Here is a 10,149-nt window from a genome sequence, read left to right as displayed (position 1 = left end):
CCCCCCCCCCCCCCCCCCCCCCCCCCCCCCCCCCCCCCCCCCCCCCCCCCCCCCCCCCCCCCCCCCCGCGCCCGAAGGCTGACGCCGTGCGCTATCGGTTCCGCTGCGGGACAGCGCACTTCGTCGATCCGCACCGGACGGTGTGCCTTCTGCCGAATCGGGCGTGAATCGGGCGATCGGGACCGGGCCGGTCTCAGCGCCGGACAATGCCGATGCCAGATCCGTGTCGGAGCGGGCGAACACGGCCGCGTCCCACGATCGCACGCCGAACCGGCGCAACAGCCGGTTCACCGGATCTCCTCCAAGTAGGAGATTCCGCTGCTTCCATTGGGCCCGTAGCGTTCCCACTCCTCGCGCAGCCGCAGCGGTTCGCCGTCGGTCACCTCCGGCTCCGACCGCGTGATGCCTGAGACGATCTCGCCGCCGTGCAGCACCATCGTGTAGGCCAGGCGCAGCACACCGTCGGCGTCGCACAGTCCGTTGAGCGCACCGCGGCGCACCTTGCCGCCCGCGAAGAACGCCCACACCAGATCGCCTTGCTGGTGGTACCGCGCCACCACACCGTCGTCGCTGTCCGGGTTGCGGAACCGGCGGCCGTCGTAGTCGATCATTTGTCGGCGTCCAGCAGTCCGGCGGGCAGGGTGAATCCGGAGCCGGGCGCGAGCGGTTCCAGCGGATCGCCGACCAGTTCGACCGAAGCGGTCGCCGCCTTGAGCAATTCGGAGCAGCGCGGCGCGTCGGCCGCCTCGCACACGACGAACGAGTGCCGGGCGATGTAGCCGCCGGGCGGCAGCCGCAGCTCCGCGCCGGGCTCGACCATCGCGGCCGCGGTGACGAGACCGGGCGCGTGCTCGGGCACCGTCACCGAGCGCACGAGTGTGTCGCGTTCGGGGTAGCCGAATCGGATGCCCGCCGCGGCTTTGCGGGTGGGCTTGGTCGCAGGCCGGTGGCCGGTGGCGACGTCGACCAGCACCTCGCCGGGGTCGATGCCGGTGGCGATCTTGCCGAGGAACGGGATGAGGTCGCCGCCGAGGCGGCCGTTGACCTCGATGATGAGCGGTCCGCGCGAGGTCAGCCGCACCTCGGTGTGCGTGATGCCGTTCTCCACCCCGAGCTCGCGGTGTGCGGCGGCCAGGGTGCCGATCAGGGTCTCGTCCTCCAGCAGCGGGTCGGCCGCGTCGACCAGGTGGCCGAGCTCCTCGAAGTACGGTTCCAATCCGGTTCGCTTGCGCGCCAGGAACATCGGCAGGTACTCGCCCTTGTAGACGGCGGCGTCGATGCTGATCTCCGGTCCCACCGCGAACTCCTCCACGATGGCGGTGCCGCGGAACGGCTCGTCGCCGATGGTGCTGGCGCCGGTGGCGGTGGCGAAGGCGGCGTCGAGTTCGACGCGGTCGGCGGCAAGTACCACGCCCATGCTCGCGCCGAGCGCCTGCGGCTTCACCACCACCGGGTAGCCGATGCGGTCCGCGGCCGCCCGCGCTTGCTCGAGCGTGCCGGTGAGCTCGAACCGGGGCTGGACGAGGCCGGCGTTGGTGAGCACCGAGCGCGTCCGGTTCTTGTCGCGGCAGCCGCGCACGCCGGTGGTGGTGAGCCCGGGCACGCCGAACTCGTCGGCCATGTCGGCGGCGGGCTGGACGAGCGGCTCGTCCCAGCACAGGACGCCGACCACCCGCCTGCGGGCGGCGATCTTGCGCGCCTCGGCGGCAAGGACGGCGTGATCGAAGACGTTGGCGACCACGATCTCGTCGAAATAGGTGTGTTGCCAGGTGGGTTCGATGTTGTTGAGCAGCACCAGGTCCAGGTCGCGGGACCGGGCGCGCGCCGTGACCGAGCGCACCAGGTATTCCCGGTACAGGCGCAGTCCGCTGCCGATCACCAGCAGCACGTCGTTGGTGGGGTTCATGATTGGTCCTTCCGCATCAGGCGGCCGGTCGGGCGGCCGCGAGCTCGACGAGGTGGTCGGCGACCAGCGGGGCGGTGCGGAACCCGTCGCCGCCGGTGGCGGCGCGGGCCACGACCGCTGGTCCCGGCCTGGCGAGGGTGGCGCCGCCGGTCGCGGCGTCGACGGTGTAGTGGCACTGCTTGACCGCGGCGATCCGGTACCGGTCCGCGTCGGCGAGCACTAGGTCTATGTATCGTGTTGCCGCGCCGACGCTTTCGGTGTCCTCGCCGAGGTCGTCGACCGTCCGGCACAGCCGCGAGGAGCTGACCTTGAGCAGGGTGCCCGCCCCGGGCGGCATGAGCCAGCCGGTGCCGTCCGCGCCGATCCGCCCGGCGCTCGGCGCCTGCTCCCACCACGCCGCCAGGTCCGCGGGCGGTCGCAGGTACACGGTGGTCTGCCGGTGCAGCACGGTCGGCGCGTCGACGAGTTCGCCCGTCCACGCCCCGGTCGCCAGCAGCACCAGATCGCCGGTGAGCCTGGTACCGTCGCGCAACCGCAGCCGGGCGGCGTCGGTGTCCACCTCGATCACCTGCCGCCAGGGCAGCAGCGTGACGGTCGGCTGTGCCCGCAGCCAGCGGGCGGCGGCGTGCAGCACTCGTTCGGCGAGCAGCACGCCCGCGTCGGCCTCCAGCAGACCCCAGTGCCCCTCGGGAAACACGAAGTGCGGCAGCGCCTTCGGCTCCACCACCGTCACCGGCAATCCGCTGCGATCGGCCACGTCCACTACGGCGTCGATCGATGCGGCGGGCCAGCCGGTGACCACGCCGATGCGCCGGTAGAAGTGGCCGCCGAGCAGCGCTTGCAGCCGCAGCCAGCGCCGGTGCAGCGCCGCGGCGGCGGCGGTGGCGGCCGGGTCGCCGGGACTCAGCGCCCGCACGGCCCGGTGGTGATCGAACGAACTCGACGCCGGGTTCGGGATCGGGCCCCGATCCACCACCGTGACCCGGTGCCCGGCCCGCGCGCAGCGCACGGCCGCGATCAGGCCGGTGACACCGGCGCCCGCGATGACGACGTCGGTCATGTCACGCTCCGACCGCGGACAGTCGCGGCAGCCGGACCGGTTCGATCACGGTGCGCAGGGCCGCTTCTCGCAGATCGGTCTCCGGCAGCATGTCCGAGCCCGCCAGCGCCGCCTCGGCCAGGTCGACGAGCAGCGGCGCGGCGCAGCGCACCAGCACGTCCACCTGGTGGCAGAAGTCCCCGCCGTCGGTGACCGGCGTGCGGTCCAGCCGGGCCAGCTGCTGGGTGAGCGTTTCGGCGACCCGGTTCAGGCTGAATCCGGGCAGCTCGTAGGCGGCGCGGAACCGTTCGACCATGCGCAGCACGTCGGACCTGCCTCGCTCCGAGATCGGCAAGGCGCCGCGCCACACCCAGTCGTCGGCCTTGGCAGCCACCCGGTTCCACGGCGCGACGAGCCGGGTCTCGGTGAGCGCCGCCAGTTCGTCGTGACTGAAGCTGGTGCGCTGGAACTCCGGGCTGTTGCCCGCGAGGTGGAAGCGGATCAGGTCGCGCGGCACCCGCGCCGCCAGATCGCGGCCCCACACCAGGTGTCCCCGGCTGGTGGAGAATTTCTCGTGACGCAACTCGTAGAACTCGTTGGTGAGGAACAGTTTCGGCAGCGGGTAATCCCCCAGCGCCAGCAGCATGGCCAGCCCGGAGATCCCGAACGGATGAATGTTGTCGATGCCGAGGAAGTAGACGATGCGGGCCGCGGCCTCGGGACGCCACAGCGCGTCCTCCGAATCCGGTTCCATGCCGCGGTTCTCGGCGGCCAGCATGGTGCAGTACATCGTCCACGCGACCGGCTCGGCGTTCGGATTCACCACCTGCCCCGGCAGATCCGGCGCCGGGATGCCCCACGAGATCGGGTAGGTGACCGGGAAGTCCGGCAGCGGCCGGTCCAGCAGTTCGGCCACCACCTGCGCCGCGTGCGGACGCAGCAGCCCGGCGGACGCGGCGAAGTGGGCGCGCAGCCGCTCCCGGTACTCCTCCAGGGGGAGGACGAGCACCTCGACCTCGCGGATCTCCAGCGGCTCCTCCGGGTTCCGCGTGGAACGCGGGTCGAGCAACTCGCCCGCGGTCACCGCGTGCCCGCAGCTCTCGCACAGTCCCGCGCAGCTGTCGGCCAGGCAGACCGGGCAGGTGCCCGCGACGTGCCCGTCCACCAGGTACTCGCCGGTGCTCGGCGCGTACGGGAACGGCATCGGCCGCATGCGCAGTGCGCCTTTGGCGCGCAGTTCCGTCACGACCCTCGCGACGTACGAGGTGAAGCGCCGCTCCCATCCGGTGAAGGCGTCGACGGCGATGCCGAGCGCCGTCAGCGTCGCCTCGACCTCCTTGGCGGAACGTTCGACCAGCGCCTGCGGTTCGAGGCCGAGCCGGTGCGCGGTGGTGGTGACGTAGGTGGAGGTGTCCTGCACGCCGGTGCCGAACAGCACCTCCCGCCCGGTGGCCCGGGCGTAGCGGGTGTAGACGTCGGCGGCGAGGAAGGGGCCCGCGACGTGCCCGAGGTGCAGGTCGCCGTTGGCGGTCGGCGCGGGCGAGATGACCAGGGTGGGACCGTTCACGATGTCACCGAATCTTCCTGCCGCCCGGCCGGATTCGTCTCCTGCGACGATCCGGTCTCGTGTCTGCGCACGAACGCGGCCGACATGTCGGTGTCCCACCAGATGGCGTACCACTCGAAATCGGTGGTCCCGGCGTTGCGCACGTGATGGGTCGTGCCGGGGACGAGGTGGACCAGATCGCCCGCCACGAAGTCGCGCCGCTCGCCGTCCACGTCGAGGACCGCGCGGCCCGTCATGGCGATGAACAGCTCGTACTCGTGATGGGCGTGCGCGGTGGAGACGTCGCCGGGGCGCAGCACGCACCACGCGCCCTCGAACGGCGCGTTGAGCGCGGGCCACGGCAGCAGACGCTCGGAGGCGACGCCGTAGGCCTCGGTCAGGCCGTCTCGGTCGAGGCTGCGGATCTCGATCATGCCGTTCGGCTTTCCGGGAAGGCGCCCGCGGTGACGTGGCGGCGGTCGAGGATGTCGTCGACGATGTCCTGCGAGCGGTGCGCGAGCACGCTGATCAGGGTGTCGGAGATGCCGTGCGTCTGTTCGTTGACGCCCTGCAGATACACCGCGCCCCAGGCGGATTCGCCGAGATCGAGGCGGTAGCGGCGGCTCACGGAGATCTCGTCGAGGCCGAGGCGGTCGGTGAGATCGCGTACCAGCGCGGGCATCTGCTGCTCGTAGCCGGTGCCGAGCAGCACCACGTCGCAGCGCAGCGGCTCGATCTTGCCGCTCTTGAGGTCGCGCAGCTCGAGCACCACCTCGTCGCCGTCCATGCGCGCGCCGGCCACCTCGGTCATCGAGCGGACGGTGGAGCGCTCCTGGCCGAGCATGCGCTGCTGGTAGAGCATGGCGTAGAGCTCGTCGAGGAACGGCGGGGCCAGGCCCGCGTAGTTGGTGAGGTGCACCTCGTCGAGGATGCGGCCGCGCACGTCGGCCTCGGAGTGGTAGAACTCGTCGACGAAGGACGGGAAGAACAGCTCGTTGACGAACTTGCTGGTCTGGTAGTTCTGCAGGCCGATGGAGCGCATGACGATGGTCGGCGCGCTCTGCGGCAGATCGGTGTGCAGCGCCATGAACATCTCCGCGGCGCTCTGCGCGCCGCCGATCACGACCGGACGCAGCGGGCGGTCGGCAGGCAGCTCGGCGACCCGGGTGCAGTACTGGGTGCTGTGAATCACCTTGTCGGCGCGCAGGTTCCGGAAGACCTCGGGAATGTGCGCGTCACGGCCGGTGCCGATGACCAGATCCCGGCAGTCGACGGTGTCGCCGTCGGCGAGCGCGACGGTCCAGCCGACGAGCCTGCCGTCGGCGGTGCGGCGCGGCTCGACCGAGGTGACCTCGGCGTCGTAGCGCACCGAGACCTGCTCCAGCGAATGCGCCACCCACTGCTGATAGTCGGACAGCTCCCACCGGTAGGGGTTGAAGGTCGCCAGGTTGACGAACTCGTCCAGGCGCCTGCGCTCGTACAGGAAGTTCAGGAAGGAGAACCGGCTGCGCGGATTGCGCAGGGTCACCAGGTCTTTGAGGAACGACACCTGACTGCGGGCCCAGGGAAGCAACAGGTTGCGCTGCCATTTCACGTCGGGATGCTGCTCGAGCAGCAGGGTCCGCTGGGCCAGCCGCGGCGCGTCGGATTCCTCGAGCGCGACAGCCAGCGCGAGGTTGGCGGGACCGGCCCCGATGGCCAGGACGTCGACTTCGTGATCGCTCACATTTCCACCTGAGTCTCGATGGTTACCACTTGCTCCGATCCAGTGAATGCGCTGCGCGAGTTGACCGAAACCCGCGCGCCGATCCGCACGACAACCTGTCGACACGGCGGCTGTTTCGCCGATTGGCGCCGCCTGACAGTCGATTGAATGTTTCTGTCGCGCAGCACTGCCGATCAATTCCCAGCTCTGCTGAGCTGGCCAGATGAGCATCTCGACCAGATCACCAGCGCTCCGCGTCGCCGCGGGGATCGTCGCCGTCGCGTCCGCCGCGCTGCTCACCGTCTCCTGCGACAGCTCGCCGAGCGCCGACGCTCCCGGCCGTGGCGTCATCAGCTACAACGGAACCGAACCGGAGAACCCGCTGATTCCCGGCGACGCCACCGAACGCGACAGCGTCAAGATCGTGAACGCGCTGTTCACCGGGCTCGTCGAGTACGACACGGCCACCGCGGTGCCCCGCAATGCGGTGGCCGAATCGATCGCCACCGCCGACTCGCGCGTCTATCTGGTCACCCTCGCGCCGGGCTGGACCTTCCACGACGGAACACCCGTCACCGCACAGAGTTTCGTGGACGCCTGGAACTACACCGCCTACGGGCCGAACAAACTCCAGGGCGCCACGTACCTGTCGCACATCCAGGGCTACGAGGCGCTGCAGAACGGCTCGGCGCAGCAGTTGTCGGGTGTGCGAATCATCGACGACCGCAGGTTCGAGGTCACCCTGACGGCCCCGTTCTCCGCCTTCGCGACCCAGCTCGGCTACGCCGCATTCTTCCCGCTGCCGCGCAGCTTCTTCGCCGACCGTGCCGCGTTCGAGGCGCATCCCGTCGGCAACGGGCCCTTCCGGTTCGTCTCGCACACCCCGGGCGAGAACATCGTCGTGCACCGGTACGACGCCTACGGCGGCGCGCGCAAGCCGCACATCGAGGGCGTCGAATTCCGGTTCTACAAGGCGCTCGAGGACGCCTACGCCGACGTGGTCGCCAATGAATTGGACTACCTCGATTTCGTGCCCGCCGACGCGCTCGCGGGCGGCCGGTACAAAACCGAACTGTCCGGACGGAATCTGTCGCACACCTACTTGGGCGTGCAGTCGATCTCGTTCCCGCTCTACGACAAGCGATACGCCGATCCGCGCTTGCGGCAGGCCATTTCGATGGCCGTCGACCGGAAGTACGTGGTCGACACGGCCTTCGACGGCGACAAGATCCTGGCCGACGGGCTGGTGCCGTCCACCGTGCCCGGCCACGCGGGCGGACAGTGCGGAGAGCTGTGCGAGTACCACCCCGAGCGAGCGCGCGCGTTGTTCGAATCGACCGGCTTCACGGGCCAGATCGAATTGACCTCCAACGACGATTCGGCCAATCAGGTGTGGATGGACGCGGCCTGCGCGACGATCAGCAAAGCGCTCGGCCGGGAATGCCGGTACGCGCCGGTGCCGACGTTCGGCGAATTCCGGACGCTGATCAACGACCGCCGCATGTCGACGATCTTCCGCTCCGGCTGGGTCGCCGACTACCCGTCCATCGAGAACTTCCTCAACCCGATCTTCCGCACCGGCGCCGCGGTGAACGGCACGACGTACACCAACCCGGAGGTCGACGCGCTGCTGGCGGCCGCGGACGCCGCGCCGACCGAGCGCGAGGGATGGGTGCTGTACCAGCAAGCCGAGCGCCGGATCCTGCAGGACATGCCTGCGATTCCGCTGTGGTTCCAGAAGGTGCAGTCCGGCTGGTCGAACCGGACCAGGGACGTGGCCGTCTCGCAGTTGCTGCAACTGGACTTGTTCGCGGTCGAGGTCGACTGACCACGCCGGACACAACGAAAGGCGGCGGCGTTTCCAACGCCGCCGCCTTTTTCTGTACCGGAACGGGGTTCGCGCTAGTCGAGCGCGGAGACGGGGCCGCTGCTGTACAGGCGACGCGGCGTGATGACCAGGGCCGCGGAGAACATCGCGGCGAACTCCGCCGGGGTGCCGAACATCGCGCCGATGCGTTCGGCGTATTTCGCCGCGTAGCGCGGCTCCCGGTCGGCGGGCGGCAGGTCGGGGGCGAGTTCGGCGGTGCCTTCCAGGCGCACGATGTCGCGGCCGATGTCGGTGACGTCGAGGCCGAGGCTCACGTGCGGGTTGGACGCCACGTTGCGCAGCTTCTGCTTGCTCGGCTGGCTGTAGATCAGGATCGTCTCGTCCTCGCGCAGCAGGAACCAGACCGGCACGCTGTCGGGCCTGCCGTCGGGGCGGACAGTCGTCAGCCACGCGATGAGATTGCCGCGCAGCCTGTCTTCGACGTACGTGCGGCGGCCGGCGGGAAGATGGGATGTCAGGTTCATGGGTGCCTTCATCTCGTACGAAAGTGCCTGTTCGGCAGGGGATGTCGTGCGATCTGCGGGTACGAGGCTAACCGAGCGGCGGCGCGACGGCGCGGTGGCACGAGATCCGCCGGGCGTAGGGGAATTCACTGTGAACGCGAAGCATCCGCCGATCGTGTTCTCGATCGGCGGACGCCTCAGCGGTGCGCGGTACGCGCCTCGTGGCGCCGAAGTGCGGCGCTCACGCTCCGGTGCCGGACTTGACGGTGGACACCGCCGTGCCGGACTCGACGGTGGACACCGCGCTGCCGGTCGCCGCGTCGGTGCCGGGTTCCGCATCGGACATTTCCCTGTCCGTTGTGACATCCGGCTTTTCGCTCACCTCAGGCCCGCTCGTATCCGCCGTGTGGTTCTCGCGAATCCCCGCGTACGCGCACCAGGCCGCGAAGAGCCCGAGCGCGCCGCACAGCGGCCAGATCCCGGTGCCGAGGCGATCCCACGCGAGGACGCCCAGCGTGGGGCCGAGCGCCATGCCCAAGCCGAAGGTGGCCTGATGGGTGCCGATGTAGCGGGCTTTCACCGGAGCCGGGAAGGTGGAGGGATACGCGAACATGGTGGGGCCGTTGATCATCACGCCGAGCACGAACACCACCGTCGCCAGCAGGATCGGAGCCGCGCCCTCTCCGGCGAAGGAGTACCCGGCCACGCCGAGGCCCATGATCGCGGTACCCACCGCGCCGACCAGCGGCGCCCGCAGGTGCTTGACGTACGAGGTGATCTTCAGCTCGCACAGGATCAGCACCACCGACGCCGTGACCAGCACCGCGCTGTACAGGCCGGTGGACCGGCCGTCCGCGGTGATGTTCAGCGGCAGCGCGACGGTGTACTGCACGTAGATGATCGAGCCGACCAGCACCGACGCCAGGAACAGGTGGTAGCGCCGGTCACGCAGGATCACGCCGTAGCCGGTGCGCTCGCCCGGCGTCGGCTCCGGCGCGTCCTGCACCGTGGCCACGTTCGGCAGGAGCAGCAGCGCCAGCACCGCGTAGGTGAGGGCGGACGCGGCGTCCAGCCAGAGCAGCAGATTCCAGTCGATCAGGATCACCGCCGCCGCGATGAGCGGCGCCAACGCCGCGCCCGCGTTGAGTGCGATGCGCATCATCGAAAAGCCCATCACCCGATGCTCTTCCGGCATCAGGTCGCCGAGCAGCAGCGCAGCGGCAGGCCGATAGGACTGGGTGACGAGGCCCGCCGCGGCCACCGCGACGAGCAGCGCCGCGAACAGGCCCGGCGTGGCGAGCAGCGGGATCACCGTGAGCAGCGCGGCCGATCCGGTCATCGCGGCGATGATGGTCGAGCGCGGGCCGAGCCGGTGGGTGAGCTCGCCGCCGAGCATGGTCCCGAAGACCGCCCCCGCGCTGTAGGCGGTGAGCGCGAGACCGGCTTGGCCGATGCTGAATTCGCGATGTGTCAGGTAGAGCACCAGGAAGGTCTGCACGAAGGCGCCGAGCTGGTTCACCAGCACGCCGATGAGCAGATAGACGACCGGGCGCGGGGTCTGGCGCAGCGCGGCGAAAACGCCGGTGCGGGAGTCGGTTCTGATTGCGTTCATCGTGAGTCCT

9 protein-coding genes are annotated in these 10,149 nt (G+C 70.0%); 1 reads left to right on the top strand and 8 read right to left on the bottom strand.

The window, feature by feature from the left end; all coding sequences use genetic code 11:
• Positions 1-287: 287 nt before the first annotated feature.
• From ACRWNM_RS33500 to ACRWNM_RS33475, 6 genes are read right to left on the bottom strand one after another with little or no spacing between them, the layout of a single operon-like run.
• Positions 288-611 (bottom strand): hypothetical protein, encoded by a 324-nt coding sequence (locus ACRWNM_RS33500; protein ID WP_431972175.1) that lies wholly within the window; start codon positions 609-611, stop codon positions 288-290.
• Positions 608-1,906, bottom strand: coding sequence for an ATP-grasp domain-containing protein (locus tag ACRWNM_RS33495; protein ID WP_431972174.1), 1,299 nt, complete (start codon positions 1,904-1,906; stop codon positions 608-610). Before ACRWNM_RS33495 ends, ACRWNM_RS33500 begins: the two co-directional genes overlap by 4 nt.
• A gap of 16 nt (positions 1,907-1,922) precedes the next feature.
• The gene (locus ACRWNM_RS33490; protein WP_431972173.1) at positions 1,923-2,966 is read right to left on the bottom strand and encodes an NAD(P)/FAD-dependent oxidoreductase; all 1,044 of its coding nucleotides are present in this window, start codon (positions 2,964-2,966) and stop codon (positions 1,923-1,925) included.
• A gap of 1 nt (position 2,967) precedes the next feature.
• Entirely contained in the window at positions 2,968-4,512 is a 1,545-nt protein-coding gene (locus ACRWNM_RS33485; protein ID WP_431972172.1) for a class I tRNA ligase family protein, read from the bottom strand.
• A complete protein-coding gene (locus ACRWNM_RS33480; protein WP_431972171.1) occupies positions 4,509-4,925 on the bottom strand; it encodes a cupin domain-containing protein in 417 nt (138 codons plus the stop codon). The genes ACRWNM_RS33485 and ACRWNM_RS33480 overlap by 4 nt, the downstream gene beginning before the upstream one ends.
• A complete protein-coding gene (locus tag ACRWNM_RS33475) occupies positions 4,922-6,217 on the bottom strand; it encodes a lysine N(6)-hydroxylase/L-ornithine N(5)-oxygenase family protein (RefSeq protein WP_431972170.1) in 1,296 nt (431 codons plus the stop codon). Before ACRWNM_RS33475 ends, ACRWNM_RS33480 begins: the two co-directional genes overlap by 4 nt.
• Before the next feature lie 202 nt (positions 6,218-6,419).
• Here ACRWNM_RS33475 and ACRWNM_RS33470 point away from each other — a divergent pair, with 202 nt between their 5' ends.
• Positions 6,420-8,024 carry a peptide ABC transporter substrate-binding protein gene (locus ACRWNM_RS33470; RefSeq protein ID WP_431972169.1) on the top strand — a complete coding sequence of 535 codons (1,605 nt, stop codon included), beginning with the start codon at positions 6,420-6,422 and terminating at the stop codon, positions 8,022-8,024.
• 74 nt (positions 8,025-8,098) lie between these two features.
• Here ACRWNM_RS33470 and ACRWNM_RS33465 read toward each other — a convergent pair whose 3' ends face one another.
• Complete coding sequence (locus ACRWNM_RS33465; protein WP_431972168.1) at positions 8,099-8,548, bottom strand: TIGR03667 family PPOX class F420-dependent oxidoreductase; 450 nt, start codon at positions 8,546-8,548, stop codon at positions 8,099-8,101.
• Positions 8,549-8,768: 220 nt separating this feature from the next.
• Positions 8,769-10,139 carry an MFS transporter gene (locus ACRWNM_RS33460; protein WP_431972167.1) on the bottom strand — a complete coding sequence of 457 codons (1,371 nt, stop codon included), beginning with the start codon at positions 10,137-10,139 and terminating at the stop codon, positions 8,769-8,771.
• Positions 10,140-10,149: the final 10 nt, after the last annotated feature.

This window comes from Nocardia sp. bgisy134, assembly GCF_965341865.1.
Lineage (GTDB): Bacteria > Actinomycetota > Actinomycetes > Mycobacteriales > Mycobacteriaceae > Nocardia.
The sequence above is the reverse complement of the archived record's forward strand: the minus strand, read 5'-3'. Positions and strand labels throughout refer to the sequence as shown.

Coding starts and splice junctions, on each gene's coding strand:
- ACRWNM_RS33480 (WP_431972171.1), bottom strand. CDS start 4,925: ATGATCGAGATCCGCAGCCTCGACCGAGACGGCCTGACCGAGGCCTAC.
- ACRWNM_RS33460 (WP_431972167.1), bottom strand. CDS start 10,139: ATGAACGCAATCAGAACCGACTCCCGCACCGGCGTTTTCGCCGCGCTG.
- ACRWNM_RS33465 (WP_431972168.1), bottom strand. CDS start 8,548: ATGAACCTGACATCCCATCTTCCCGCCGGCCGCCGCACGTACGTCGAA.
- ACRWNM_RS33500 (WP_431972175.1), bottom strand. CDS start 611: ATGATCGACTACGACGGCCGCCGGTTCCGCAACCCGGACAGCGACGAC.
- ACRWNM_RS33470 (WP_431972169.1), top strand. CDS start 6,420: ATGAGCATCTCGACCAGATCACCAGCGCTCCGCGTCGCCGCGGGGATC.
- ACRWNM_RS33490 (WP_431972173.1), bottom strand. CDS start 2,966: ATGACCGACGTCGTCATCGCGGGCGCCGGTGTCACCGGCCTGATCGCG.
- ACRWNM_RS33495 (WP_431972174.1), bottom strand. CDS start 1,906: ATGAACCCCACCAACGACGTGCTGCTGGTGATCGGCAGCGGACTGCGC.